A 26,713-nucleotide genomic window follows, 5' to 3' on the forward strand; every position below is an offset into this window, starting at 1 on the left:
TCCCTGCGCCCCGTCACCCCACGAAGAACGGCCGGTTGCGCGGACGGCTCCACAGCGGCGTGAGAGCAGCCGGGTCGGCGCCGAGGAGGAGCCAGAGGCCGGTGTCGCGGGCGAGGCCGACGACGTAGGGGCCGGTGGCGGTGGCGGCGAGGGGGGCGATCTCCTCGGGCCGTAGGCCGGAGACGAGGAGGAGCTGGTCGGGGGTGATGGCGGCGACGGCGGCGACGACGCCGGGCCAGCGGAGGGTGGCGGCGGAGAAGGCGAGGCCGTTGCGCTCGAGTCCCTCGGCCTCGCCGACGGTGCCGTCGCGGGAGGGGTCGATGACGCGGATCGAGGAGCTGCCGGCAAGCCGGGCGACGTCGTCGACGAGCAGCCGGATGTCGGCGAGCACCACCTGGCGAGCATGGCCCCGATCCTGCGCGACCCCGCGCAGGGAGCGCCTCACCCGGCGAGCACGGACGGACTCGCCCCAGAACGTCCGCGCGCCACGGGCGCGCCGGACGGGCCACGACGTGGTCCCGGCGCCGTGCTCACCGCCCACGATCCCGCACGTGGTGCGGACGGGAACCAGGCCGGCATAGGTGTGGCCGACGCTGCGGTGGGCGACGTCGAGGCGGGCGAGGTTGGTGGTCATGCTGTTGTGGGTCAGCGGGATGTCGACTGCGGCGGCGCGGCGGCCGGAGGCGCGCATGCGGAGGCAGTACTCGACGGCGTACGCGTGCCAGGCCAGGTCGGGCGACTCCGAGAGCGGCTCGCGCAGCACCTGCGAGCGGGTGACCATGAAGAGCACCTCGTCGAGGGAGTCGACGTCGACCGGGACCGAGGTGGACCGGCCGAGCGGGACGACCCGGTCGCGCATCGCGCCGATGACCTCGCCGCGGTGGTCGACGCCGACCGCACCCAGGACGCCGATCGCCGGGTCGGCGAGGAGGGTCGCGGCTGCGGCTTCCAGCGCGGGCAGCGAGTGCAGGTAGACGTCCTGGTGGACGAAGACGACGACCTCGTTGCGTGCCATCCGGGCGCCGTGGTTCAGCGCCGCGCCGGCGCTCGCGAACGCACCCGAGACGTTGTCGACAGGGATCACCTCGGTCTGTCGCGATGCGCCCGGACCGGCCTTGATCGAGGCCGCCAGGCACGACTCCAGCACCGCCGGGTCGTTGTAGACGCAGACGATCGAGACCGGTGTACGCACCTCACCCATGCCTCACCGCCGCGGTGAGCACCTCGGCGACGTACTCCTGCTGCTCCGGGCTCAGGTGCGGGAACATCGGCAGCGACAGGATCTCGCCCGCCGCCCGCTCCGCGACCGGGAAGGAGCCCTCGCCGAACCCCAGCGAGGCGTACGCAGCAGTCAGATGCACCGGGAACGGATAGTGGATCCCGGTGCCGATCCCGGCCTCCAGCAGCGCCGCGAGCACCCGGTCACGGTCGGCGACCCGGACGACATAGAGGTGCCAGACGTCGACGTTTCCCGGCGCGGACGAAGGCAGCCGAAGACCGGGCACCCCGTCGAGAAGAGCGTGGTAGCGGTCGGCGGCCTGCCGGCGCAGCTCGTTCCACTTCTCCAGCCGCGCCAGCTTCGCAGACAGAACGACGGCCTGGATCGTGTCGAGACGAGAGTTCATCCCGACGACCTCGTGGACGTACTTGGTCTCCGAGCCGTGCGCCGCGAGCAGCCGGACCATCCGCGCGATCTCCGGGTCGGAGGTCGTCACCGCGCCAGCGTCGCCGGCCGCACCGAGGTTCTTGCCGGGGTAGAAGCTGGTCGCCGCGACAGTCGCGAGCGAGCCGCTCGCGCGACCGTTCCGGCGGGCGCCCTGAGACTGAGCCGCGTCCTCGATCACCGGGATCCCCGCCGCGGCCGCGAGCGGCAGCAGCTGCTCCACGAACGCGGTCTGCCCGAACAGGTGCACCGGCACGATCGCCTGCGTCCGCGGCGTAAGGGAACGCTCGACCGCGGCCGGGTCGATCAACAGGTGCGACTCGTCGACGTCCACGGGCACCGGTACGGCCCCGATCCGGCTGGCCGCCTCGGCGGTCGCGATGAAGGTGTTGGCGGGCACGATCACCTCGCCACCGGGCCGCACCCCGACGGCCCGCATCGCGAGCTCGAGCGCGTCGGTCCCGTTGCCGACGCCGACGCAGTGGTCGGCACCGACGAAGGCCGCGTACGCGTCCTCGAACGAGGTCACCTCCGGCCCGCCCACGAAACCGGTGCGCTCGAAGACGCGGTCCAGCCCGAGGCGTACCTCGTCCTCTATCTCCGACTGCTGCGACCCGAGGTCGACGAACGGCACCTTCACCAGATCAGCTCCTGACGTGAATTGAGACGGCGGGCGGGCACTCCGGCCCAGGTCTCCCCGGCGGGCAGGTCGTTGAGCAGGACCGCTCCCATGCCGAGGACGGAGTCGGCTCCGACGGTGGTGCGCTGACGCACCGAGGAGCTCATCCCGAGGTAGGCGGCCTCACCGATCACGACCTCGCCGCCGAGGGTCACCCCGGCGCAGATGGTCGCGTAGTCGCCGACGATGTCGTCGTGGGTGAGGACGGCGTTGGGCATCGCGACGACATGGCGCCCGACGCGTACGCCGGCGGTCAGCACGACCCCGGCGAGCAGCACGGTCCCGGCACCGAGCTCGCAGCCGGCCGGCACCGACGCGGTGGGATGGACGATGGTCGCGTAGCGCTCCGGCGCCACCCCGTAGCCGATCAGCCGGTTGTAGATGCGTCGGCGCGTCGACCCGGCCCCGGCGCAGATGACCAGGTCGTCACCGCAGTCGGTGGCGACCTCGACCGGCCCGATGACCTTGACCCCGCCGGTCCCATCGACCGAGCCGATCATCTGGCCCCAGCACTCGCGGTCGTCATCGACGGCGACGATCTCGTCGTACTCCGCCGCCGCCGCGACCTCCCCTGCGAGCCCACTGGCCGCGACGAGAACCAGCGTGGTCATCGACGTCCTCCCCCCTGTCGGAGTACGTCGATGACCCGCGCCTGCTCCGAGTCCGAGATCTGGTGGAAGAGCGGCAGGATGAGCGTGTTGTCGGTGAGGTGCTCGGTGGCCGGGAGGCTGAGTGACGGCGAGGCGTACGCAGGCTGCCGGTGCGACGCCATGATCCCGCGTCGCGCCGAGATCCCGGCCTCGGCCAGGGCGCTCAGCAGCCCCTCCCGGTCCAGCCCGTAGGGGTACCCCACCTCGATCCAGAACGACTGGAAGTTGCTGGTGCCCCAGGCCGGGTCGGCCACCGCCCGCAGCCCGCCGATCTCGGCGACCGACTTCGCGTAGACGGCGGCCAGCTCGCGACGCCGGGCGACGATCTCGGGCAGCCGGTCGAGCTGCACCAGGCCGACCGCGGCCTGCAGATCGGTCATCCTGAAGTTGAAGCCGACCTCGTCGTAGGACTCCGGCGGCGAGACCAGGCTGGCGTGCCGGTCGGCGGCGGAGACGCTCATCGCGTGCTCGCGCAGCTTGCGCGCCCGCTCGGCCAGGTCAGCGCGCGAGGTCGTGAACATCCCGCCCTCGCCGGTGGTGAGGATCTTGCGCGGGTGGAAGGACCACGCCGCGATCTCGGCCCCTGCGCCGACGGGACGACCTCGGTAGGTCGACCCGGCACCGCAGGCGGCGTCCTCGACGACCATGATGTCGAGCGGGTCGCAGACTTTCCGGATCGAGTCCAGGTCGACCGGCACCCCGCCCTGGTCGACCACGATCACGGCCGTCGTCCGAGGCGTCAGCGCCTCCCGGACCGTCTCGGCGGTGAGGTTCCCGGTGACCGGTGAGACGTCCGCGAAGACCGGCCGGGCGCCGACGTAGACCGCGGCGTTGGCGGTCGCGATGAACGAGAAGGACGGGACGACGACGTCGTCCCCGGGGCTCACTCCCGCCACGACCAGCGCCAGGTGAAGCGCCGTCGTACAGCTCGAGGTGGCGACCGCGTGAGCAGCCTGCTGCGAGGAGGCGAAGCGGCGCTCGAACTCGGCCACGCGCGGCCCCTGGGCGACCCAGCCGGACCGGAGCACCTCGGCGACCGCCTCGACCTCCTCCTCGCCCAGCCAGGGCTGCATGACGTTGATGCGGCTCACGACGTACCCCCGCTCAGGGCACGCCCCGCGGCGATCTCGGAGCGCAGCGGCGCCCACCACTCCACGAGCTGGCGCAGCCCGTCCTCGAGCCCGATCGTCGGGGACCAGCCCAGGTCCTCGCGGGCCGCGGAGATGGAGGCGAGCCGCCGGGTGACCCCGTTGACCGCCCGCTCCGGACCGTGCTCGACGCCGAGCGGCGAGTCCATCGCGCGCAGCAGCGCCTCGGCCAGCTCCAGCAGCGAGGTCTCGGTGCCGGAGGCGATGTTGTAGACGCCCTCGTTCACGTCCGAGGCGGCCGCCAGGATGTTGGCGCGGGCGATGTCGGGGACGCAGACGAAGTCCATCGTCTGGCGCCCGTCGCCGAAGATCAGCGGCGGCTTGCCGTCGGCGATCCGCTCCATCCATCGCACCAGCACCTCGGTGTAGGCGCCGTGGACGTCCATCCGGGGTCCGTAGACGTTGAAGTAGCGCAGCCCGACGTAGTCGAGCCCGTGCATCGCCCGGAAGGAACGCACCAGCCCCTCGTTGTAGGACTTCGCGGCCCCGTAGAGGGTGTCGTTGTTGTTGTGGTGGTGACCCTCCGGCGTCGGGAACTCCTCGGCGAGCCCGAAGACCGAGGCCGAGGAGGCGTAGATCAGCTTGTCCACCCGTGCCTGCACGGCGGCCTCGACCACGTTGAAGGTGCCGTCGACGAGCACCTCGTTGGCCAGCCGGGGCTCCTCGGCACACAGCGTGATCCGGATGGCCGCCTGGTGGAAGACGAGGTCCTTGCCGGCGGTGAGGTCGCCGACCAGGTCCCGGTCACGGATGTCGCCCTCCACCAGCCGTACGCGACCGGTGGCGAGGGCGTCGTCGAGGTTGGCCTTGCGACCCCGGATCAGGCTGTCGAGGACGTCGACGTGCGCGACCCCCGCGTCGAGGAGCTGGTCCACGATGGTGGAGGCGATCGTGCCCGCACCTCCGGTGACCAGGACATTCGCACCGTTCAGTTTCGTGAGGTCGGGAGAGGTCATCGGATCAGCTCCAGGGTCGGGGTCTCGGCGGCCACCTCGACGAGGGCGCCACGGGCTCGGAGGCTGGTCTGGGCCGCCTCCAGGACGGAGAGGACACGGAGCCCGGCGGCCCCGTCGGTGCGCGGCGTACGGCCCTGCCGGATCGCCTCGGCGAACTCGCCGACCATCCGGGCGAGCGCCTCGTACTCGGGCAGCGCGGGCGCCCAGGTGTCGCCCAGCCGGTAGGAGATGGTCGCGGCGGCGCGGTCGGCGATGTCCACGCTCTGCTGGACCAGGTCGACGCCGCGGTCGAAGACGCTGAGCCGCTGTTGCGGGTTGAGGTCGTCCCAGACCAACGTACGCCGGCTCCCGCCGATCACCATCTGCCTGATCTTGGTGGGGCTGAGCCAGTTGACGTGGACGTGGGCCATCGCCCCGCCCTCCAGCGGCAGGGTCAGGTAGCCGACGCAGGACTTGCCCGCCCTGAGCGGGTCGGCGCCGTGCGCGGCGACCCCGGTGGGGCGCAGCCCGCCGGGCAGGATGAAGTCGAGGATGGAGAGGTCGTGCGGGGCCAGGTCCCAGAAGACGTCGACGTCGGGCTGCACCAGCCCGAGGTTGATCCGCACCGAGTCGACGAACAGGATCTCGCCGAGCGACCCGTCCTCGATCAGCTCGCGGATCTTCTGCACGACCGGCGTGTAGCAGTAGGTGTGGTCGGCCATCAGCACGAGATCGTTGGCGCGCGCGGCCTCGACCATGCTCCGCCCGGACTCCACGTCGTCGGCCAGCGGCTTCTCGACGAGCACGTGCTTCCCGGCCCGCAGCGCCCGCTCGACGAGCTGCCGATGCGTGCCCGCCGGCGTCGCGATCGCGACCGCGTCCACGTCCTCGCGCGCGAGCACCTCGTCGAGGTCGGTCGTGGCCAGCACGTCCGTGCCGCCCCCGATCACCTCCTGGGCCCGTGTGAGGTCCAGGTCGACCACCGCGACCAGCGACCAGTCACGTGCGTTCCGGAAGTTGCGGACCAGGTTGGGCCCCCAGTAACCGGCCCCGACCACTGCCACGCCGAGCGGATCCCCATCAGTCATGACGACCATGAAATCGGCGCGGGCGAGGCTCCGAAGAGCCTCGCCCCACCTATCCCTTCAATTAGGGACCGTTCAGCCGGCCTACGGCGACGCCGGGCGGAACCTCACGTCCACGAAGTAGTTCGTGGAGTTCCAGGATCGGTTCGGGAGCCCCCCTCCGGACCCGTACCGATACCTGCCGTTGGCTCCGCCCGGAGCTGTCAGCGGGCCGACGGTCCGCGACTGGGTGAGGGCGGCGGGCGTCGAGGCGTAGCGACCGTTGGGCGCGTAGTAGGACACGACGTAAGTCGCCCCCGGCGTGAGCGCGACCGGTGTCGGCAACGTGGCCGTCTGCCAGCCGGTCGCGGTCTCACCGGTGAAGGTCACCTGGGTGATCCGGGTGCCTGCCGAGTTCCACAGCGAGCCGGTGTGGGTGCCGGTGTTGCCGGAGCCCTTGTAGAACCGGATCGCCGTCACCGTGCCGGCCACCGACGTCGAGAACGCGGTGCCGACCTCGATCGGCATCAGGTCGAGCGTCGACGCGTTCTGCGGAGTCACCCCGGTGAACAGCGACACCTCGGTCACGACGGCCGGGACCGTGGTGAACGACCACGTCTGCGTGGGCAGGTTCGCCCCGTCGGTCGAGACCACCCCCGAGACCGTCACCGACACCGTCGCCCCGGACGGCAGCGCCGCCGACGGGGTGAAGCGCAGCGTACGTCCGTCGCTGCTCAGCGCGGCCGAACCCGCCACCGAGGACCCATTGGCCGTGACCGACATGTTCCAGCCGCTCGCGATCCCTGTCGAGAACGTGATCGACGGGTTCACCGAGGTCACCACCTCGGTCGTGCCCGGGTCCGGATCCCGCTCGGTGACCGAGATGGTCGCGGCCGCCCGCTCGAAGACGACGTCGGCGAAGTAGTTCGTCGACCCGAACGAGTACTGCGGGAACCCACCCGCGGCACCGTAGAGATAGCGACCGTTGGTGCCCGCAGGAGCGGTCAGGTCACCCGAGGAGTACGCGGTCGCGAAGAACTGCGACGTGGTCGCGTAGTGCCCCTGCGGAGCCAGGTAGGAGACCATGTACGACACCCCTGCCTGCACCTCGACCGGACTGGAAAGCGTGGCCTGCTGCCAGCCGGAGGCGGTCTCACCGGTGAAGGTCACCTGGGCGAGCCGCTGGCCGGTCGAGGTCCACAGCGACCCGACGTGGGTGCCGCCGTTGCCGGCACCCTTGTAGAACCGGATCGCGGTCACCCGCCCGTCTCGGGTGGGACTGAACAGTGTCCCGACCTCGACCGGAGAGCTGTCGTCCTGGGCCTCGACCGCGGGCACCACGTCACCGAAGAGCGTCTGACTCGCTGGTGTCTCCGCGGATCTGGTCCGGAACGTCCAGGTCTGCGTGGGCAGACTCGCCCCCTCGGTCGAGGTGACCCCACTGATCGTGACCGTCACGTCAGCGGATGCGGGCAGCAGAGAGGTCGGGTCGAAGGTGAGCGTCGTCCCGGAGTTGCCGAGCGTCGTCGTCCCCGGGATCGGCTGGCCGCCCGAGGTCGCCGACATCGAGTAGCCGGAGCTGATCGCCGAGGAGAACGACGCCACCACGTTGGTCGAGCGAGGCACCTCGACCGCCCCGGGAACCGGGCTGCGCGAGGTCATCGTCAGCGACGGCGCGCCCTTCTCGAAGACGACGTCGACCATGTAGCTCGAGGGCGAGGTCGCTGCCGGGAAGCCGGTGCCATAGGCGTACGCCCCTGCCGTCGAGGTCACTCGCAACGGCGGCTTCGACAGGTCGGCCGAGGCGAAGGCGTTCGGGGTGGCCGAGTAGTAGCCGTTGGTGCGGTAGGAGGCGACGTAGTCGGTGTTCGCCTGGATCTGCACCGGCTCGGTGAAGGTCAGCGTCTGCCAGCCGCTGGTCGTCTCGCCGGTGAAGGTGCCCTGGGCGAGCACCGCCCCGTTGGCCGACCACAGGGTGCCCGTGTGCGGGGCGGCGTTGTTGACGCCCTTGTAGAACTTGACCCCGGTGACGGTGCCGGCGACGTCGGCGCGGAACCTGACGCCCAGCGTCAGCTGCGCGTTCTCCGGGTCCTGGAGGACCGTCGGTGTGGCGTCCTCGTCATAGATCGAGCACGGGCAGACTCCTGCCGTAGCCGGCGGCTTAGCCGTACGGAACGACCACGTCTTCCCGGTCGTGATCGCCGTTCCACCGCTGTCCTGGCCCGAGAGCGTTGCGGTGTAGGTGACGAACCCGGCGAGGTTGGCCGAGGGGGTGAAGGTCACCGTCCTGGTCGTCGAGTCGTAGGCCGTCGACCCGGCCACCACGTTGCCGAGGGAGTCGGTCAGTCGCAGCCCGACGGTCGAGGCGACCACCGGCTTGGTGAACCTGGCGCTCACCGTCGTGTTGCGCGGGACCGAGGACGAGTCGGCCAGCGGCCACTGGTTGGTGGCGGTCAGCGGAGAGTTGTCCGTGGTCGTGAACAGCACGTCCACGAAGTAGTTGGGGTTCTGGTACGAGTTCGCCGGGAACTGCCCGGCACCCGCGTAGACCCCTGCCGGAGCGGCACCGTAGCCACCCTCGACCTCGAACGGGTACGCCTCGAACCCCTGCGCCGCGAAAGCCCAGGGCGCCACGGCATAGTGCCCGGCTGGAGCCGTGTAGGAGACGGTGTACCTCGCCCCCGCGGCGACCGCGACCGGCTGGCTGAACGTCGCCGACTGCCAGCCGCCGCTCGACTCGTTGGCGAAGGTGACCTGGGCCAGCCGCTCGCCGCTGCTGCTCCACAGGGAGCCCACGTGGGTGCCGGTGTTGCCGGCGCCCTTGAAGAAGCGGACGCCCGCGACGTACCCGTCGGCCTGCGGGGTGAAGCGCAGGCCGAGCTCGGCGGCGCCGCCGTCGTTGGCCGACGGTGTCGCCGGGCTGGTGACGGCGTTCCAGGTCGTCGGAACCTCCCGCTGGCCGAGGATGCTGCACGGGCAGGTCACGTTGAAGCTCCGGTTGACGGCGGTGCCGATGTTCGCGCTGTCATCGACGGCGCGGACCCGCACCGGGGTGCTGCCGACCCCTGGCTGGACGTACGTCACCGACCAGGCGGTCGTCCCGGTGGCCGGGTGCCACGAGGTGCCGTCATCGAGGGAGTACTCGACTCCGGCGACCACGCCACCGCCCGTGTCGGTCGCGGTGCCGGTGAGCGTCACCTTGGTGCCGTTGGGCTGGGTCGACCCGGCAGCCGGCGACGTGATGGCGACCGACGGGCCGGTCGTGTCGGTGGTCTTGGTCGCCGCGACCAGGCCGCTCATCAGCGTCGTCGGCTGGGCGTCCATGTCGGCCAGCAGGTTCACCTGCGCCTGCTGCATCCGGCGGTCGGCGGTCTCGTCGTGGTACGGGTTGTCGTGCTCGGAGTCGAGGCCCCAGGTCCACTGGACCGATCCCGCGCCGAAGACCAGCGCGCCGCTGGCGGCCCGGTAGAGCGTGAGGGCATGGGTCGTGGTGCCGTCGCCCGTGGTCCGGCCGAAGTCGGTCATGTACTGGTTGTCGATGAACCCGGTCGTCTCCGACATCCGGATCAGCCCGGGTGGTCGGAACCCGTTGTCCTGGTCCTCGTCGGACTCGTAGCCGACCGTATGTGGCGCCAGCGCGGTCTGGTCGGCGGTCATCCCGGACAGCCCGGTGTTGCGCCACAGCCGCAGCCCGCCCTGGGACTTCTTCACCGTCACCGGCAGGTCGGTCAGGTTGGACATGAAGATGGTGCCGGTCAACGAGTTCTCCGGCTTCCCGCCACCCAGACTCTTGGGGGTGTAGCGCGGATCGCGCCAGGTGCCGGTCGACTCCGGCGCGGGGTCGAGCTTGGCCTGCGCCCAGGACTCCTTATAGGTGACCAGGGTCCGGTAGGGCGTGTTGGTGCCGTCCTTCGAGGCCTCGTAGCGGGTCCGCCAGTAGACCTCGTTGCCGCTGAGGAACTGCAGGTTCACGCCCGCGTCGCGGGCGGCCTCGACGTTGGCCCGCTGCTGCCCGCTCCAGTACTCGTCGTGCCCGACGCTGAGGAAGGTCTCGTGGTTGGTGAGGAGCCCGCCACGACGGTCGGTGTCGATCCCGGAGATGTAGCTGACGTCGTAGCCGTTGCGCTCGAGGAACCGCACCAGCGGGTACTCGTTGGCGAAGAAGAAGTCGTGGGACGTCCCGCCGGAGCGGGTCGCGAACGGGCGGTTGTAGCTGAGCTTGTAGGCCCGGCCGTTCCCGCCGCCGGTGTAGAAGCTGGACCCACCGTAGGAGTTGTACGCCTGCCAGGTGGTGTCGGAGGTCTGGAAGACGACGTCGGAGTGGCTGTCGTCGTCACGGACGATGAAGGTGATGTGGCTCGACTCGTTGGTGTCGGCGCGGTCCAGCTTGGCGACGTAGACGCCCGAGACCGCGGTCGCCGGCACGTTCCAGGAGGCCGAGACGGCCCAGTTGCCGCAGTCGGTGATCTCGGTGGTGGTGTCGCGATAGCAGTTGGGCTGGTTCTGCGGCAGGCTCGCCGACGGAGTCACCGAGGTGATCCGGCGGGCGCCGTCACCGCCGTAGTAGCCCATCCGGTAGATCGTGACCGTGTACGCCGAGGCATTCGTGTCGACCTTGAAGTCGATCCGGTTGCCGGCGTCGACACTGATGTCGGTCGCGAACCCCTGGATCGAGTCGTCACCGGCGCCGGTGATGCCCCATTCGCTCGCGGGACTTCCTGGTTTGCTGTTCTCACACGCGATCGCGTTGCCCTCCGGGCCGCACGGGTCGGCACTGGCGCTCGTCGCAGTGACGAGCGAGATGACAGGGGTGACAAGAACAACTCCGAGCAACGCGGCCAGTCCCGTTCGCAGCTTCACAGTCGTGCTCCTTCTCGGATCAGGCCCGCGAACTCTCGTCGCGCAACCAGGTGGTGTAGTCGCCGGTCCGGACAGCTCTGCGGGAGAGCATCCGGGCGACGAGGGTGACTGTCATGAAGACCGGAACCCGAAGTCCGATCGCAGGCTGACGCAGCCCGAGCATGAGGAGATCCGAGAACGAGGTGGATCCGTGCCGAGCACCATGGGCGTCGGCTTGAGCGTTCCCGGTCGCGACGCGGATCCTGCGTCTGACCAGGTCTTTGACCGTACGCGGCGGCCGCACGACCACGGTCGCGTCGGTGACGACACGGCGCTCGGCGGGCGTGAACAGCTCCGACGCGACCAGGTCGTCGTTCATCAGGCTCGCTCCCGGACCGGTGGCGGCGGCGACCCGGGCCTGGCCCTCGGCGGTGAGGCAGAAGGCCCCACGGCCGAACAGGCCGCTGCGTACGGCTGGGAGGGACTGCCACACCCGGTAGTAGGCACGGACCGGCCAGGAGGAGTGCTCGGTCGGGATGCTCCGCCTGGGCGCGACGGCCAGCACCCCGTCCTCGTCGAGCGCGTCGACCAGCCGGAGCAGGTCGACGCCGGTGAGGCGTACGTCGGCATCCAGATGAAGTCTCGGATAAGTGACCGCAGCGGCGTTGCCCACCTCGACCGCGCGCGCCTTGGAGGCCTCGGCGATCTCCAGGACGCGTACGCCCGGGACCTTCCGCGCCACGGCGGCGGTGTCGTCGGTGCAGCCGTTGCACACGACCACCACCTCGACGGCCCCGTCGGGGATGCCGTCGAGCAGGGCCGTCAGATTCTCCGACAACCCCTTGGCCTCGTTGTGCGCCGGCACCACGACGCTCGCGATCATGATGGTCGCTCCCCGCTGGGGACGACGAAGTTGATCATGTTGCTGTTGTCGTAGTCCTTGGCGATGACCCGGCCGGGGTTGCCGCCGACGAGGCTGTGGGGCGGGACGTCCTTGGACAGCACCGTCCCGGCGGAGATCGTGCAGCCGTCGCCGACCGTGATCGCGCCGGAGATCACCGCGCCGGGACCGATCCAGACGTCATCGCCGATCGTGGGCAGCCCGAGGTCGCCGTCGGCGATGCGCTGGCCGATGGTGACGTTCTGGTGGAGGACGCAGTTGCTGCCGATCACGGCCGGGCCGAGGATGATCCCCGAGCGGTGCATGATCAGCAGCCCGGGCCCGATGTCGGCGCGCCGGAAGATGTCGGTGTGGTGGACCCGGATGTTGCGCCGGTTCCAGAACCAGTAGACCCCCAGCGCGAGCACGCCGAGGAAGCCGTTGCGGGCGCGCAGCCGCGTCGCCCAGCGTCCGTAGCGGTAGCAGGCGACGCAGTGCAGCTCGTAGTCGAAGAGCCAGAACCGCAGCTTGGCCAGCCAGGACGTACGCGTGCCGGAGAGGACGATCGCGTACATCTTGACCAGGTCGACCGCGAAGTCTCCTGTCACCGGGGCACCGTCAACTAGCAAGGCTCTCTCGATCCTGGGCCGCCGTCTTCCGGCCGACGTACGCCACCAGATTGGCGACCCCGTCGAGGTTCTCGGGCACGGTCTCGGCCTCGTCCACGGAGATCTCGAACTCCGCCTCGAGGAACTCGATGAGTTCCAGGATCCCGGTCGAATCGATCACGCCCGACTCGACCAGCGACTCCGACGGCCCGGGCAACCGGGTCTCATCACCCAGCAGCAGGCTGTCCAGGATGAAGCCTTCGATCGTGCGCTGTACGTCCGCCATCACATCTCCCTGTTTGTGAACGGTCTACGAATGCCCCTCCGTTCTGTCAGCCGAAGCGGGTCGGGAGCAGAAATCGGGCCCGGAGATGCCGACATTGGGTGATAAACGGGTCGATCCCGATGCCCTGGCATACCTGCACGAGCAAACCTTCGGGCACCGTCCGGGATCGATCGAGGAGCGCCATGTGCGGGATCTGTGGGGTGCTGAGCAGCACCGAGGCGCCTGACCCTGCCCTCGTGCGGGACATGCTGGGCGCTCTCGCCCACCGTGGCCCCGACGGCAGCGGCTACTACCGCGACGAGCGGGTCGCGCTCGGCCACACCCGGCTGGCGATCGTGGACACGGTGGGCGGCACCCAGCCGATGACCGGCCGCTCGTGCCGATCCTCAGGCGAGAGCGAGCAGGTCTGGGTCACCTTCAACGGCGAGATCTTCAACCACGTCGAGCTCGCCGCCCAGCTCCGCTCCCGCGGCCACGTCTTCGACACCCGCTCGGACACCGAGGTCATCGTGCACGCCTGGGAGGAGTGGGGGCCGGGCTGCTTCGAGCGGTTCAACGGCCAGTGGGCGCTGGCGATCTGGGACCGCCGGACGGGAACGCTCGTCCTCTCCCGGGACCGCTTCGGCGTACGCCCGCTCTTCTACACGCGCGCCGCGGGGCAGCTGCTCTTCGCCTCCGAGGTCAAGGCCCTGTACGCCTCCCCCGATGTCCCCCGCGAGCTGGACCCGGCCGGGCTGGACCAGGTGCTGACGCTGTGGTCGGCGGTCGCCCCGCGCACCGTCTTCCGTGACATCGCGCAGGTGCCGCCGGGCGCCTACCTCTCCTTCAGGGACGGGGTCGAGGTCGAGCGCCGCTACTGGGCGCCTTCGTTCCCACCGGCGGGGGCCGAGGAGCTCACCGACCTGGAGGCCAACGCCGAGGCGCTGCGTACGACGCTGATGGCCGCCACCCGGCTGCGGTTCGAGCGCAGCGACGTGCCGGTGGCCGCGTACCTCTCGGGCGGGATCGACTCCGCGGTCACTGCCGGGGCAATTGCCGGGTTCACCAGCGCGCCTCTGCACACGTTCTCGCTGCGGTTCGCCGAGGCCGAGTTCGACGAGGGCGGCTTCCAGGCGCTGATGGCCGAGCGGCTCGGCACCGTCCACCACGACGTCGTGGTCAGCGAGCGCGACATCGCCGACGTCTTCCCCCAGGTCGTACGCCACGCCGAGTCGCCGCTCCTGCGGACCGCCCCGGCGCCGATGTTCCTGCTCTCCCGGCTCGTGCGGGAGGCCGGCTTCAAGGTGGTCGTCACCGGCGAGGGTGCCGACGAGGTGCTCGGTGGCTACGACATCTTCCGCGAGGCCAAGATCCGGGACCTGTGGCTGCGGGACCCGGCGGCCGCCGAGGCGGCGGTCGAGCAGCTCTACCCGTGGATGCACCGCTCCCCCAACCAGGCGCCGGCGTTCGCACGCAGCTTCTTCTCCCGCAACCTCTCCGCCGACGACCTGGCGATGTCGCACCGGCCGCGGTGGGACTCCACGGCGGTGCTGGCCTCGATGCTGCGGCCCGAGATCCGGTCGGTCGGTGGCAGTGCGGCCGGCGTCGTCGACGCGATGCCCGCCTCGGCGGCGTCGTGGGACCCGGTCGCGCGCGCCCAGTGGCTGGAGATGACGACCCTGCTGCCCGGCTACATCCTGGCCTCCCAGGGCGACCGGATGCTGATGGGCAACTCGGTCGAGGGACGGTTCCCGTTCCTCGACCCGCACGTCGCCGAGCTCGCCGGCCGGGTCCCGGCCGAGCACAAGATCCACGGCATGGACGAGAAGCACCTGCTCAAGCGGGCCTTCGCCGACCTGGTGCCCGAGGAGATCCTGCGCCGCCCCAAGCAGCCCTACCGGGCGCCTGATGCAGCCGCGTTCTTCGCCGGCGGCACCCCGGACTGGGTCTTCGACGTCACCTCCGGCTCCGCGCTGGAGGCCGCCGGGGTCTTCCGGCCGGACCTCGTCCAGCGGCTGCTGGAGAAGGCCCGGCGGACCGGCGGACGGGGCCTGGGCAACACCGACAACATGCGCCTGGTCGCCGTCCTGTCCACCCAGCTGCTGCACAGCGAGCTGCTCACCGCACCGACCTCATCGGCCGCACCGCCGGCCCCGCTCACCGTCTTCGACACCACTCTCGAGACCACCGGCCTCGAGCCCACCGGAAGGACCTCAGGATGACCACGACCAGCCAGAACGCAGCGTACGGACTGGAGACGCTCCGCTTCGACGAGGAGGCGGAGGCGAACCGGATCGGCGAGGCGATCCGCCACTATCTGGTGACGAACAAGCGCAAGGGCATCGTGCTCGGTGTCTCCGGCGGGATCGACTCCAGCGTGGTCGCCGCGCTGGCGGTCAAGGCGCTCGGCCCGGATCGGGTCTTCGCGCTGCACATGCCGGAGCAGGAGTCCTCCGACGACACGATCGGGTTCAGTACGAAGCTGACCGATGCCCTGGGCATCGACTCGGTGCTCGAAGACATCTCCCCGGTCCTGGTCGGCCTCGGCGCCTACCAGCGGCGCGACGACGCGATCCGGCGGGTCGTGCCGGCGTACGGGCAGGGGTGGAAGTCGAAGATCGTGCTGCCCAGCGTGGTCGACTCAGACGCGTTCCGGCTCTTCTCGGTCGTCGTCGAGGACCCGTACGGCGCGCAGAGCACCCACCGCCTCACGACCGAGGCCTACCTGGAGATCGTCGCGGCGACGAACTTCAAGCAGCGTGCCCGCAAGGCGCTGGAGTACTTCCACGCCGACCGGCTCAACTACGCCGTCGCCGGCACCCCGAACCGGCTCGAGTACGACCAGGGCTTCTTCGTGAAGCTCGGCGACGGCGCCGCCGACGTGAAGCCGATCGCGCACCTCTACAAGTCGCAGGTCTACGCGATGGCCGCCCACCTCGGCGTGCCCGAGGAGATCCAGGCCCGCCCCTCGACCACCGACACCTACTCCCTGGAGCAGTCGCAGGAGGAGTTCTACTTCTCGCTGCCCTACCAGCGGATGGACCTGTGCCTCTACGGGCTCAACCACGACGTCCCGACCGCCGAGGTCGCCGAGGCCACCGGCCTCACCGTCGAGCAGGTCGAGCGCGTCTATCGCGACATCGAGCAGAAGCGGCGTACCACCGCCTACTTCCACGCCGCCCCGATGCTCGTCGAGGACGTCGCCGAGATCGCCAGTCCTAGGTAGATCTCCGACGCTGCGGCTCGCCGTGCGGTGACCGGAACAGGGTGGGTGGAGACATGTCCCACCCAGAACCGAGGAGGTTCCATGTCCGAACCATCACCAGAACCCGGCGAGATCGTAGACCTTTCACTCGGTCTCTCCGACACCGAAGCCAAACCGATGATCGACGCACTCGAGATCGACATCGACGAGGCCGTCACCGCTATCAACATCTTCGACGAGGACACCGAGGACGGCGAAGCTGCGGAGACCGCAGGCACCGACGCGATGATCCCTGCCGAGGATCTCCCGGAGGACCTGATCTATGACTGAGATGCTCAGCCTCAACGGCAAGCCGATCGACTGGAACAACCCACCGAAGCAGACCTCTCTGGCGCTGTGGTCACGAACGACCTCGAGCGGCAAGCAGGTCAAGGGATCGGCTCGGACCATCGCGCACCTGTGCGCGATCGACACCGCTGCGCAGAAGAAGTTCGGCACCAGGATCGTCATCCTCCAGGCGCCGTTCAACAACACCGTCAGGGCGTCCGCGGGCACCCACGACCACGACGCCTGCACCGACCTGCACATCCCGGGCGTCAACTGGAGAACCCAGGAGAAGTGGCTCCGGGCACTCGGGTACGCCTGCTGGTACCGGTTCCCGCCGCTGTTCGGCCACCACATCCACGGGTTCACGCTTCCGCCGCAGTCCGGGGTGGTCCGGACCGACGACTTCCGCGACCTCGGGGTCACCGTCGGAAAGTACGTCGACGGAGGCTCGGCGCTCTTCGGCTTCCAGGCCACGAGCTCGCAGCTCGAGGACTACCTGCACCACGCGTTCGGCCTCAAGGGCCAGCACGGTGAGAACTCGGACAAGGCCTGGCACCCCGCCGACATCAGGGCCACGATCTTCGACTACGCGGCGTACGCGAGGTCGAGGGCCAAGCCCGTGTGGAAGCCGAAGAACACCAAGTCGAACCTGGCGATCGTCCAGCAGCAGTTCCAGATCGCCGCGGGACTCCGCAAGGGCAAGCGGATCCGCACCAACGGCGTGGGGTGGATCCAGAACGCGCTCAACGCCAAGGCCGGTTCGAACCTCGTGGTCAGCGGCATCGTGGATGACGCCACGCTCGCCACCTGGAAGAAGTTCGAGCTCAAGACAGGCGGCACCGGCGCGAAGTCGACGCCGGATCCCCGGAGCCTCAAGAAGCTCCAGATCGCGTTCCGGTTCGTCGGGCCCGAGGCGCACCTGCCCGTCGGGTGAGCGGGTTGAATATCAACATTCCTTGATATAACGTCGGCAGGCATGAGCACACCACCCTTCATCCCTGCCGACCACCTCGGCGCCGTGAACCGCGCCCTGACCACCACGACCCGCGGCGGCGAGGAGCTGCGCGTGCTCGTCGTCGAACGCAGCTACGACGCCGACCCCGACGAGGTCTGGGACGCGCTGACCACCAAGGAGCGCATCCCGCGCTGGCTGATGCCGGTCACCGGCGACTTCGAGGTCGGCGGCCGCTACCAGCTCGAGGGCAACGCCGGCGGCGAGATCCTCGCCTGCGACCGCCCGAAGCTGCTCTCGATCACCTGGGCCTACGGCGACATGATGTCCTGGGTCGACGCGACCCTGACCGCCTCCGGCGGACGTACGCTGCTCCGCCTCGAGCACTCCGCCCCCGTACCGCCGGAGCAGTGGAAGGAGTTCGGCCCCAGCGCCGTCGGCATCGGCTGGGAGCAGATGCTGCTCGGCCTGGCACTCCACCTCTCCGCCCCCGAGGCCGAGAAGATGGACCCCATGTCCCCCGACGCGCTGCCCGCGATGATCGAGCACACCAAGGGCTCCGCCGCCGCCTGGGTCGAGGCCGACATCGCCTTCGGCACCTCCCCCGAGCAGGCCCGCGCCGCCGGCGAGCGCTGCGTAGCCGCCTACACCGCGATGCCGGAGTAGCCGCTTGCACGCCTTCGACGTCCTCGGCGATCCCGTACGCCGCCGCATCCTCGAGCTCCTCGCCGACGACGACCTCACCTCCGGCGAGATCGTCGAGACCATCTCGGCCGAGTTCGGCATCCGCCAGCCCGCCGTCTCCATGCAGCTCAAGGTCCTGCGCGAACACGGCTTCGCCAACGTACGCCCCGACGGCACCCGCCGCATCTACTCCCTGGACACCGGCCCCATGGCCGAGGTCGACGCCTGGCTCACCCCCTTCCGCCGCTTCTGGACCCAGCACCTCGACGCTCTCGACACGGAGATTCGGCGTGGGCGTCGGGAGGGTTCTACTGGGGACTGAGCCGCATTGGGCCCGGCCGCCGACCCGTTACGGATGGTGTTCTCGACGAACCCCGGAGTCAAGGACGGCCTTCGGCCGCCGGCTTCGCCGGCCGCTTCGCGGTCCTTGACACCGGGCTCCGCCGAGAATTTTGGCTGGCTATCGGGTCGGCGGCGGGGTTTGGCGCGGAGTCAGTTAGTTGGGCACGGGATTGGGATCTCGGGCCAGTGACGATGGGCCGCAAGGCTCGCGGGTGGCGGGGTCACGAGTTCCCCACTCACCGGAAGAGTTCCCCACGGGCGCGGCGGTTCCCCACGCTCCGGAGCGTGGGGAACCGCCACCGCAGTGGGGAAATGTCCCCGCCAGCAGGGAAACGGCGAGCGTGAATCGAAAGGGGTGGCCGGCATGCGACACGACCACCAGTGAGGAGTCCTAACGCAGCCGATTAGGGGCGGCGGGTGAACCTGATCGTGCCATCCGGTAACCGCTCATGGACGTACGCCGGGTTGTGCGCCAGACGGTGATGATGGGGACACAGGAGTGCCCCGTCTTTCAGATCTGTCTTCCCGCCCGCCGCCCATGGTTCGAGGTGGTGGGCGTCGCACCATTCCGGTGGCATGTCACAGCCCTCGGCCTGGCAGCACTTCTGCTGCAACCGCATCGCCTTGCGTTGAATGGGCTGGAAGAACCGGCTGCCTCGGCCGGCGTCGAGGACCTCACCGTCACCGCCGAGAACCCAGGGGATGATGGTGGCGTTGCACGCCATCCGCCGCGCCTCGGCCGCACTGATCGTGGTGCCGTTGGTCTCGTCGTAGCCCAGGGTCGCGATCCCGAGGTCCTTGCGGAGCTCCTCGAGGCTGATGACCACGTTGATGGTGGTCGCGTCGCCACCGTGGCGGGGCAGCGCGGCGGGGTCGATGGTCTCCAGGAGCCGGGCGAAGCCTTGCCCCATCAGTCGCTCCCACGGCGGCAGCGGGGCACCCTTGCCGACCAGTTGCTGTTTGCGGGGCTGGGCGTAAGCCTCGACCAGCCGCTTGAACCGCATCCCGATCGAGGTCGGCAACACACCCTCGAACCCGACGGTCCCGTCGTGGTTGTCCCAGACCCGCAGCGCGGTCTTCTGCTGAGCCCGCTCCTCCTCAGCGAGAAGGGCCTTGGCTTCGACGTCCTCGAACCGGGCCGGGTCGACCTCGGCCAGGATCCGCTTACCGACGATGTGGAGCTCGTTGGCCGTCAACCGGATGGCGTAGTCGACCAGCAGCTTCTCGGCCAACACCAAGTCCTCAGCGCTCGCGATCGGGTTGGCCTCGATCTTGTCCAGTGCCCGGGTGATCACCCTGGCCTTGTCCTGGGACAGCACACCCTCAGCGAGACCGGCGGCGACGAGGTCGTATTTAGCGACACTGCTCGCGAGCTTGATCTGCGAGCGGGCCACGGCCTTGTCGACCAGCAACTCGGCGCGCATCCATCCGGAGGCGTCCTTGGCGCCGGTCTCCTCGGCGATATCGCCGGCAGATGCGAGCACCCTCAGCTTCAACGCGGCTTGCTGGGCCTGGAGCTTCTCCAGTCGTTCCAGCAGGTCTTTCTTCTGTCCGGTGCGCCAATAGGCAGGGTCCGTGGAGAGGAGTTCTTGGAGGGCGGTCTCGATGGCCTTCAAGGCAGCGTCGATCGCGTCGCCGGGATTGGTGCCCCAGTGGTCGATCGAGCGGCCGAGACTCATCGCCATCCTCCCCTTCAGAGGTGTGCTGTGATGGGTCTGATTCTACGCCTCTAGCCCCGCCATTTCCATCTATTTTCCCAGGTCAACCACTGTTTTCGCGGTGAGCGAACGACCTAGCATCTGTGGATGGTAAGTGGCCCGAAGGGTCACCCTTCCGCCCAGAAACCTGACCTGTCCAAGGCAAGAATCCGCTGCGCCACACCCGGGCCGCCGCCCCGATAGCCAGCCAAATCCTTTCTCGATCTGGTCCGGAGTCCAGGACCGCCGAAGGCGGCCGGCGAAGCCGGCGCCCGAAGGGCGTCCTTGACGCCGGATCGGATCGAGAAGACCCTCAAGAACGGGTCGGCGGCCCACCCCAACCCCGAAGAAACAGTCCGCAAGAGAGACGACCGAGAAGATCACTCGATCCGAGCCCGACGCCGATCAGTAGTGATGAGCTCGACATTGATCCCAGCAGCCCGCACGAACGCGATGAGCTCGTCGTCGAACATCTCCCCAGGCTGAGGCGGACTGAGCGTACGAGCCCCAGCGACCCCGAGCTCGACGAGAGTCGACTCGAGGTCAGGAACCATGAAGGCAAGATGATGGAGACCGTACGCATGCGGCCCAGGAGTCACCGGAGTGATGAGCTTGACGGCGATCGAGTCAGGCTTCTCCAGGAAGACCCCGCAGACGCCGTGGCGGGTGTTGACGACCGGGTCCGTGACGCGGCGGTAGCCGAAGAGCCGCTCGAACGCCTCGGCGGTGCGGAGCAGGTCGCGGACCTGGATGCCGATGTGGTCGAGTCGGAGGTCAGGCATCGTCGCCTCGCATCGCGGCGCCTTCGGCGACGGCGGTGGCGATGGCCATCCGGGGCCCGGGGACGGTGGCGACGCGGACTGCGGTGACACCGGCCAGCGCCGCGAGATCCGCCGCGGGGCCTTCGAGGGTGACCTCGAGAGACCCGGGAGCATCCTCGAGCACGGTGATCCCGCGCCACGGCAGCGGCCCGGACCATTCGCCGGGACCGAGGGCCTTCCAGACGGCCTCCTTGGCGGCGTACCTCATCGCGAAGGCCGTGGCGGGGGTGGTCGCAGCCATGCACTGGGCGATCTCGGCGTCGGTGAACCAGCGCACCGCGAACCCTGAACCACGCATCGCCAGGAGCCGAGCGAACCGCCTGATGTCGGCGATGTCGATCCCGACCCCCTGCAGGCTCATCGCACGCTCATCGCCGTGTGTCAGCACCTCAGGCGACCGGACTGTGGGTCGCCACCATCTTGAGCAGCTCGGCGGCGACGGCCTCCGAGCCGGCCTCGTTGAGATGACCGCGGTCGAAGGTCAGGTTCTTGTTGAGCACGTAGTAGGTGCTGCCGTCCTGGCTGCGCTCCCCGGTGCCGTCGGCCTCGGCCGCGGCGATGTCGACGAGGCGGCCGGTGGCGCCGTACTTCTCCCGGATCATCGCGTTGTAGCGCTCCCGGGCGATGTTGTCGGCAGGCCCCATCTCGTCGTCGCGACCCAGGGCCGCCTTGACCTTGGACTTCCAGTTGCGGTCGGCGGTGAGCGGCACGGTCGTGTAGAGGAAACGTACGTCGGGATGGGCTGCCTCGACCTCGTCCATCGTCGACACATAGGCGTCGAAGACGGCCTGCACATCGGTGGAGGCGGTGATGTCGACGTAGCAGAGCTTCATCAGCGCCACGTCGACGTCCTTCCCGGCAGGGCTGTCCACCAGCTCCGTGAACGCGGCGAACTTGCTGAGCGGGTCCTCGTTCACCCCGATGTAGGCATGCCGCATCGTCGCGCCCTCCGCATCATTCATGCTGGCGCCGGAGATCTCGGGACCGGTCACATCGGCCATGGCCGGCGCCGGCACCGAGGCATCGGCGTACACCTTCGAGACCCCGTCGAGGATGTTCATCCCGACGGAGTTGTGCCCGAAGAGCACCTTGGTCTGCCCCACGACCTGCAGCTCGGACTCGCTGGGCTCTGCGATCGCGACCTGCTCGTTCATCCCTGGACTCCTCAGCAACCATGCCCCGGCCAGCGCGACCGCGACCACCAGCACTCCTGCCCACACTCCGGCCAGCACCTTCACCGGACCGGACAGCTTTCCCCTCGGCATCCTCAACCCACCTTGACCCCTTCGAAGCCGGCATCATCCGCATCATCGACGTCGTCGTCCTGCCCCTCGGCCGGCTCCTGGGCCAGCCGCAGACACATCGCGCGTACGTCACGCTTGATGACCTTCCCGTTCGCGTTCAGCGGCAGCGCGTCGACGAAGCGGACGACCTCGGGCACCATGTGCTTCGAGAGCCGCTCGCGACAGTGCGCGATCACGTCGGCGCCGCGCAGCACCGACCCGCGGCGCCGCACCACCACCAGCTCGACCCGCTCACCGGCGGCATCGTCCGGGAGCCCGACCGCGGCCGCCGCCACCACGTCCGGCAGATAGAGCGCCGCGGACTCGACGTCCTGGCTCGCGATCCGGTGCCCCCATGACTTGATGAAGTCCTCGACCCGGTCGACCACGTAGATGTAGCCGTCCTCGTCGACCTTCGCCAGATCTCCCGTACGCAGCATCCCGCCGGGCATCTTGCGGGCCGTCGCCTCGGGGTCGTCGAGATAGCCGGGCGAGATGTTCGCGCCGCTGGCCCAGATCTCGCCGACCTCACCGGGGGCGACGTGCACGCCGTCGCGGTCGAGCACCCGCAGGTCCACGCCCGGTATGCCCCGACCGATCGACCCGGGCCGCAGGGAGACCTGCTCCGGCGGGAGGTAAGAGAGCCGGGCGGTGGCCTCGGTCGCGCCGTACATCACGAAGACCTCCGCCTGTGGCTGGGCGCGCGCCATCTGCTCCACCAGAGCCGGGGCCAGCCGGCCACCGGCCTGCTGGATCGTCCGCAGCGACGGCAGCGCCTTGCTGCCGAAGGTGCTGTTGCGCAGCAGCATCCCGAAGGTCGACGGCACACCGGCGAAGCCGGTGCAGTGTGCGGACGCCATCCGGTCCACCACCGCCTGCGGGAAGACGAACGTGGGCTGGATGACCATCGCGGCGCCGGCGCGCAGATGGGTGTGCAGGAGCGAGAGCCCGAAGACGTAGGTGAACGGCAGCACGACCAGCATCCGGTCCTCGGACGTGATGCCGAGGTAGCCGAGGATCGAGGTCGTGTTCGCCTGGATGTTGCGGTGGGTGATCCGCACCGCGCGCGGGTCGCCGGTGGTGCCGGAGGTGAACATGTAGAGCGCGTCCTGGTCCGGGTCGACCTCGACCGCGTCGGACAGCTCGACCGGCGTCGATCGCTGCTTCGGGACCAGCCGCTCCTTCCGCTCCACCACGACCGGGAGGCTCCGCGGCAGGCTCAGCCTTAGCGCCTGGGCCTGGGCGCGGCCCACCAGCAGCGCGTCGGCGCCGACCCAGCGTGCCCGGGCCACGACCTCCTCGGTCGGCAGCGTGACGGCCAGCGGCACCACGATCAGCCCCATCCGGAGCGCGGCGAGATAGGCCGAGGTCCAGAACAGCCCGTTGGGCGCCATGATCCCGACCGGCGTGCCCGGAGTCAGGCCGAGCACGGAGAGCCGTCCCATGAGCACGGACACGCTGGCGCGTAGCTCTTCGAAGGTGTACTCGCGACCCGCTTCGGCGAGCGCGATCGATTCCTCGGGCGCGTGCTCGAGAAGAAAGTCGGCTGTGTTCAACGTGGCCCGTCCCCCGGGATGCTTGGGCCGGGACCGTTCCCGGCTACGGCAACGTCGCATGCCTCACCTCGACCGGCGGTGGGCCGCTCGGCAGGCTGCCTGAAATTGAGTACGCGACCCGCCCATCGGTCCCGACTCGACTCCACTGCGCGTCGACTGGTCTCGTGAACCTCAAGCGCCTCCTCATGTTCGTGCTGCTCGGCGTGCTCGTCGGCGTCGCGATCTTCTGGATGCCGGGGCGCTTCGCCGACTCCTCGTCCGGCAAGGACGGCGGAGACTCGACCTCCTCGTCACAATCCGGCTCGCCGGGTGCCGACGCGAGCTCGAAGGCGAGCGCCGGGTCCGGGTCCGGCCGGAAGTCGGAGTCGGATCCCGAGCCCGCGACCGAGGCGCTCCCTGAGGCGGCCTCGACGCCCAGCGAGTCGGGCCTGCCCGGCCTCAGCGAGAAGCCACGTACGAAGACGGCCGCGCTGATCTCGGAGCCGCTGCCCAAGCAGGCGGTCCGCAAGGGCACGCTGGTGGCCGGCTACCCGGCTGCACTCGAACCCCCGTCCCGCACCGCTGTCGACGTCTCCAGCGTCTCGCCCACCAAGGGCGCGCTGCAGGTCGCGCTGACCGCGAGCTGCCGGAAACCCTGCGACGTACTGCGTCACTTCCGGACCCGCCTCGCGCAGCACGGCTTCAAGGAGGTCACGACCACGTCGGTCGAGAACACCCCTGCGATGTCGATGCACCGAGGCGACGAGACCGTGAGCGTCACGGTCACCCACACCGGCCGCCGCAACGTCGACTTCACCCTCTACTCCGTCCTCCACACGAAGACCTGAGCCGGTGTATCTGTCTCTCAGCGACCGTCCCACCACGAGTGCCGAGCCGCGGCCCACCGGCGGGCGGGTCTCCCGGACCGTCGTCACCCTCGGCATCGTCAGCCTGCTGACCGACATCTCCTCGGAGTCGGTCTCGGCGATCCTGCCGCTCTACCTGACCGCGGTGGTCGGGCTCTCGCCGGTGGCGTACGGGCTCATCGACGGGCTCTACCAGGGCGTCTCCTCGCTGGTACGGATCGCGGCCGGGTGGGCGGCCGACCGCACCGACCGGCCGCAGCCGGTGGCGCTGGCGGGCTACGCGATGAGCGCGGTCGCGCGGCTCGGGCTGATCTTCGCCGGCGGCTTCGGGACGATCTCGGCGGCGATCTCGCTGGACCGGGTCGGCAAGGGCGTACGCACTGCTCCGCGCGACGCGATGATCGCCGCCTCCAGCGACCCGGCGCATCTCGGCCGCAGCTTCGGCGTCCACCGGGCGCTGGACACGATCGGGGCCACGATCGGGCCGCTGCTGGCGTTCGTGATCCTGTGGCGGATCGCCGACGGCTACGACACCGTGCTGGTCGTCTCGCTCGGCTTCGCGGTGCTCGGGGTGGCGACGATGGCGTGCTTCGTGCCGTTCCGCACCGGCGCCGTCCGCCGGACCGCTCCTCGCCGCAGCGAGCCACGCCCCAAGGTGCGTTGGCGCACCGTGCTCACGCCCGGCCTCACGCGGGTGACCGGTGTGTCCGCCGTGCTCGCCTTGCTCACCATCGGTGACGGGTTCGTCTACCTGGCACTGCTGGAGACCGGCGGATTCGCGGCGCAGTGGTTCCCGGTCCTCTACGTCGGGACCAACCTCGCCTACCTCGCCCTGGCCGTGCCGATGGGCCGCCTCGCGGACCGGTTCGGGCGCGTCAAGGTCCTCGTCCTCGGCCACCTCCCGCTCGCGGCCGCCTACCTGTGCGCCGCGACCGGGTCCGGCGCGCTATGGACGACGTGCGCCGCGGTGCTCCTCCTCGGCGTCTTCTACGCCGCGACCGATGGCACCCTGGCCGCGGTCGCCGGGCAGCTGGTCCCCGAGACCGTACGCGCCAGCGGCATCGCCACCGCCCAGACCGCGGTCGCGCTGGCGCGGCTCGTCGCGGCGACCGGCTTCGGCCTGCTCTGGTACGCCGTCGGGCCCCGGGTCGCCATGCTCGCGGTCTGCGTGGTGCTGCTCGCCGCGATCCCGGCCGGGTACGCCGTGATGCGCAGGGCGGTGCGATGACCACGTTCTGGGTCAAGCAGCGCACCGCGATCTTCGGCGCGATCGTCGTGCTCGTCACGGCCGGCGTGACGGCGTACGCCCTCTCCGCGATCGCGGAGAACGACCGGCGTACGTCCACGGCGACCGCCGCGACGACCACCTCCCTGGCGCAGGTGGAGGAGGGGCCGAGGATCCTCTTCCGGCACACCGGGCGCGACGCCGACTACGGCCACGTCGGCGCGGTGGCGCTGGCCGACCCCGGCGGCGCCCGGGCGCTCACCGACCTGAGCTGCGACCGGGTCTACGCGCAGGCGGAATCGATCTCGTGCCTGACGACCGAGCGGGGCGTGGTCAGCCGCTACCGGGCGACCGATCTGGCGACCTCGGCCCCGGGTAAGGCGTGGCGAGAGGTCGACGGGACCGACCTGCCCGGTCTGCCCAGCCGCACCCGGATCTCGCCGGACGGACAGCTCGTCGCCTCGACGGTGTTCGTCAACGGCGACTCCTACATGGTCAGCGGCTTCTCGACGCGCACCCTCGTCCGCCGGATCGGCGGGGCGAGCTACGGGGACCTGGAGAAGTTCAGGCTGGTCGTCGACGGCCGCAAGGTCTCTCCGGTCGACCGCAACATCTGGGGCGTCACCTTCGCCGACGACGACCGCACCTTCTACGCCACGGTCGCCACGGGCGGGCGGACCTACCTGGCCCGCGGCGACCTCAGCGAACGCTCGCTGACGACCATCGCCGACCACGTCGAGTGCCCGTCGCTCTCCCCCGACGGCACCCGGATCGCGTTCAAGGAGGCGGACAAGGACGGCACCCGGTGGACGCCCGCGGTCCTCGACCTCGCCACCGGCCGGCGCACCGTGCTCGCGGGTGAGACCCACAGCATCGACGACCAGATCGAGTGGCTCGACGACGACACCGTCCTCTACGGCCTGGAGCGCGCGGGCGAGCCGGTCAGCGACGTCTGGGCGCTCGACACCTCGGGCTCCGCGACTCCTCGCGTGCTCGTCCCGGAGGCGGCCTCGCCCGCGGTTCTACGCTGAATCGGGTACTCCAT

The 26,713-nt window shown here is 69.9% G+C and carries 24 protein-coding genes; 9 read left to right on the forward strand and 15 right to left on the reverse strand.

Annotated features, from left to right (window positions below):
* Nucleotides 1–13: 13 nt before the first annotated feature.
* The 10 genes from OH802_RS28190 to OH802_RS28235 all read right to left on the reverse strand — a co-directional run bounded on the left by OH802_RS28190 (nucleotide 14) and on the right by OH802_RS28235 (nucleotide 12,752).
* On the reverse strand, nucleotides 14–1,201 hold the full coding sequence (locus OH802_RS28190) for a glycosyltransferase (RefSeq protein WP_406023667.1): 1,188 nt from the start codon (nucleotides 1,199–1,201) through the stop codon (nucleotides 14–16).
* Nucleotides 1,194–2,303 carry a DegT/DnrJ/EryC1/StrS family aminotransferase gene (locus tag OH802_RS28195; protein ID WP_406023668.1) on the reverse strand — a complete coding sequence of 370 codons (1,110 nt, stop codon included), beginning with the start codon at nucleotides 2,301–2,303 and terminating at the stop codon, nucleotides 1,194–1,196. The genes OH802_RS28190 and OH802_RS28195 overlap by 8 nt, the downstream gene beginning before the upstream one ends.
* Entirely contained in the window at nucleotides 2,300–2,953 is a 654-nt protein-coding gene (locus OH802_RS28200; RefSeq protein ID WP_406023669.1) for an acetyltransferase, read from the reverse strand. Before OH802_RS28200 ends, OH802_RS28195 begins: the two co-directional genes overlap by 4 nt.
* Nucleotides 2,950–4,083: a DegT/DnrJ/EryC1/StrS family aminotransferase gene (locus OH802_RS28205; protein ID WP_406023670.1), complete on the reverse strand. Its 1,134-nt coding sequence runs from the start codon at nucleotides 4,081–4,083 to the stop codon at nucleotides 2,950–2,952. Before OH802_RS28205 ends, OH802_RS28200 begins: the two co-directional genes overlap by 4 nt.
* The gene (locus OH802_RS28210; protein ID WP_406023671.1) at nucleotides 4,080–5,096 is read right to left on the reverse strand and encodes an NAD-dependent epimerase/dehydratase family protein; all 1,017 of its coding nucleotides are present in this window, start codon (nucleotides 5,094–5,096) and stop codon (nucleotides 4,080–4,082) included. The genes OH802_RS28205 and OH802_RS28210 overlap by 4 nt, the downstream gene beginning before the upstream one ends.
* Nucleotides 5,093–6,163 carry a Gfo/Idh/MocA family protein gene (locus tag OH802_RS28215; RefSeq protein WP_406023672.1) on the reverse strand — a complete coding sequence of 357 codons (1,071 nt, stop codon included), beginning with the start codon at nucleotides 6,161–6,163 and terminating at the stop codon, nucleotides 5,093–5,095. The genes OH802_RS28210 and OH802_RS28215 overlap by 4 nt, the downstream gene beginning before the upstream one ends.
* Nucleotides 6,164–6,244: 81 nt before the next feature.
* On the reverse strand, nucleotides 6,245–10,999 hold the full coding sequence (locus tag OH802_RS28220; protein ID WP_406023673.1) for a DUF4082 domain-containing protein: 4,755 nt from the start codon (nucleotides 10,997–10,999) through the stop codon (nucleotides 6,245–6,247).
* 19 nt (nucleotides 11,000–11,018) lie between these two features.
* Nucleotides 11,019–11,861 (reverse strand): glycosyltransferase, encoded by an 843-nt coding sequence (locus tag OH802_RS28225; protein WP_406023674.1) that lies wholly within the window; start codon nucleotides 11,859–11,861, stop codon nucleotides 11,019–11,021.
* Complete coding sequence (locus OH802_RS28230; RefSeq protein WP_406023675.1) at nucleotides 11,858–12,466, reverse strand: serine O-acetyltransferase; 609 nt, start codon at nucleotides 12,464–12,466, stop codon at nucleotides 11,858–11,860. Before OH802_RS28230 ends, OH802_RS28225 begins: the two co-directional genes overlap by 4 nt.
* A gap of 10 nt (nucleotides 12,467–12,476) precedes the next feature.
* Nucleotides 12,477–12,752 carry an acyl carrier protein gene (locus OH802_RS28235; protein WP_355020352.1) on the reverse strand — a complete coding sequence of 92 codons (276 nt, stop codon included), beginning with the start codon at nucleotides 12,750–12,752 and terminating at the stop codon, nucleotides 12,477–12,479.
* A gap of 200 nt (nucleotides 12,753–12,952) precedes the next feature.
* Here OH802_RS28235 and asnB point away from each other — a divergent pair, with 200 nt between their 5' ends.
* The 6 genes from asnB (at nucleotide 12,953) to OH802_RS28265 (ending at nucleotide 18,221) form a co-directional block, all read left to right on the forward strand.
* On the forward strand, nucleotides 12,953–14,953 hold the full coding sequence (asnB, locus tag OH802_RS28240; protein ID WP_406023676.1) for an asparagine synthase (glutamine-hydrolyzing): 2,001 nt from the start codon (nucleotides 12,953–12,955) through the stop codon (nucleotides 14,951–14,953).
* Entirely contained in the window at nucleotides 14,950–15,957 is a 1,008-nt protein-coding gene (nadE, locus tag OH802_RS28245; RefSeq protein ID WP_406023677.1) for an NAD(+) synthase, read from the forward strand. The genes asnB and nadE overlap by 4 nt, the downstream gene beginning before the upstream one ends.
* A gap of 156 nt (nucleotides 15,958–16,113) precedes the next feature.
* Complete coding sequence (locus OH802_RS28250) at nucleotides 16,114–16,266, forward strand: hypothetical protein (protein WP_406023678.1); 153 nt, start codon at nucleotides 16,114–16,116, stop codon at nucleotides 16,264–16,266.
* The gene (locus tag OH802_RS28255) at nucleotides 16,259–17,197 is read left to right on the forward strand and encodes a hypothetical protein (protein WP_406023679.1); all 939 of its coding nucleotides are present in this window, start codon (nucleotides 16,259–16,261) and stop codon (nucleotides 17,195–17,197) included. Before OH802_RS28250 ends, OH802_RS28255 begins: the two co-directional genes overlap by 8 nt.
* A gap of 42 nt (nucleotides 17,198–17,239) precedes the next feature.
* Nucleotides 17,240–17,881 (forward strand): SRPBCC family protein, encoded by a 642-nt coding sequence (locus tag OH802_RS28260; RefSeq protein ID WP_406023680.1) that lies wholly within the window; start codon nucleotides 17,240–17,242, stop codon nucleotides 17,879–17,881.
* 4 nt (nucleotides 17,882–17,885) lie between these two features.
* Nucleotides 17,886–18,221 carry an ArsR/SmtB family transcription factor gene (locus tag OH802_RS28265; RefSeq protein ID WP_406023681.1) on the forward strand — a complete coding sequence of 112 codons (336 nt, stop codon included), beginning with the start codon at nucleotides 17,886–17,888 and terminating at the stop codon, nucleotides 18,219–18,221.
* Nucleotides 18,222–18,645: 424 nt separating this feature from the next.
* Here the strand turns inward: OH802_RS28265 and OH802_RS28270 are convergent, their stop codons facing one another.
* From OH802_RS28270 to OH802_RS28290, 5 genes are all read right to left on the reverse strand, one after another.
* Nucleotides 18,646–19,920: a DUF222 domain-containing protein gene (locus OH802_RS28270; protein WP_406023682.1), complete on the reverse strand. Its 1,275-nt coding sequence runs from the start codon at nucleotides 19,918–19,920 to the stop codon at nucleotides 18,646–18,648.
* Between the two features lie 398 nt (nucleotides 19,921–20,318).
* Nucleotides 20,319–20,720 carry a VOC family protein gene (locus tag OH802_RS28275; RefSeq protein ID WP_406023683.1) on the reverse strand — a complete coding sequence of 134 codons (402 nt, stop codon included), beginning with the start codon at nucleotides 20,718–20,720 and terminating at the stop codon, nucleotides 20,319–20,321.
* A complete protein-coding gene (locus tag OH802_RS28280) occupies nucleotides 20,713–21,120 on the reverse strand; it encodes a holo-ACP synthase (protein ID WP_406023684.1) in 408 nt (135 codons plus the stop codon). The genes OH802_RS28275 and OH802_RS28280 overlap by 8 nt, the downstream gene beginning before the upstream one ends.
* Nucleotides 21,121–21,148: 28 nt before the next feature.
* Nucleotides 21,149–22,024, reverse strand: a complete 876-nt coding sequence (locus OH802_RS28285) for an SGNH/GDSL hydrolase family protein (protein WP_406023685.1) — start codon at nucleotides 22,022–22,024, stop codon at nucleotides 21,149–21,151.
* A 2-nt stretch (nucleotides 22,025–22,026) separates the two neighbouring features.
* Nucleotides 22,027–23,598 (reverse strand): class I adenylate-forming enzyme family protein, encoded by a 1,572-nt coding sequence (locus OH802_RS28290; protein ID WP_406023686.1) that lies wholly within the window; start codon nucleotides 23,596–23,598, stop codon nucleotides 22,027–22,029.
* Nucleotides 23,599–23,762: 164 nt separating this feature from the next.
* Between OH802_RS28290 and OH802_RS28295 the strand changes: the two genes are divergently transcribed.
* The 3 genes from OH802_RS28295 to OH802_RS28305 are packed head-to-tail and all read left to right on the forward strand — an operon-like array spanning nucleotide 23,763 to nucleotide 26,699.
* A complete protein-coding gene (locus OH802_RS28295) occupies nucleotides 23,763–24,425 on the forward strand; it encodes a hypothetical protein (RefSeq protein WP_406023687.1) in 663 nt (220 codons plus the stop codon).
* A gap of 4 nt (nucleotides 24,426–24,429) precedes the next feature.
* Nucleotides 24,430–25,671, forward strand: coding sequence for an MFS transporter (locus OH802_RS28300; RefSeq protein ID WP_406023688.1), 1,242 nt, complete (start codon nucleotides 24,430–24,432; stop codon nucleotides 25,669–25,671).
* Nucleotides 25,668–26,699 (forward strand): hypothetical protein, encoded by a 1,032-nt coding sequence (locus OH802_RS28305; RefSeq protein WP_406023689.1) that lies wholly within the window; start codon nucleotides 25,668–25,670, stop codon nucleotides 26,697–26,699. Before OH802_RS28300 ends, OH802_RS28305 begins: the two co-directional genes overlap by 4 nt.
* Nucleotides 26,700–26,713 lie beyond the last annotated feature (14 nt).

It is taken from the genome of Nocardioides sp. NBC_00850 (assembly GCF_045207335.1).
GTDB lineage: Bacteria > Actinomycetota > Actinomycetes > Propionibacteriales > Nocardioidaceae > Nocardioides.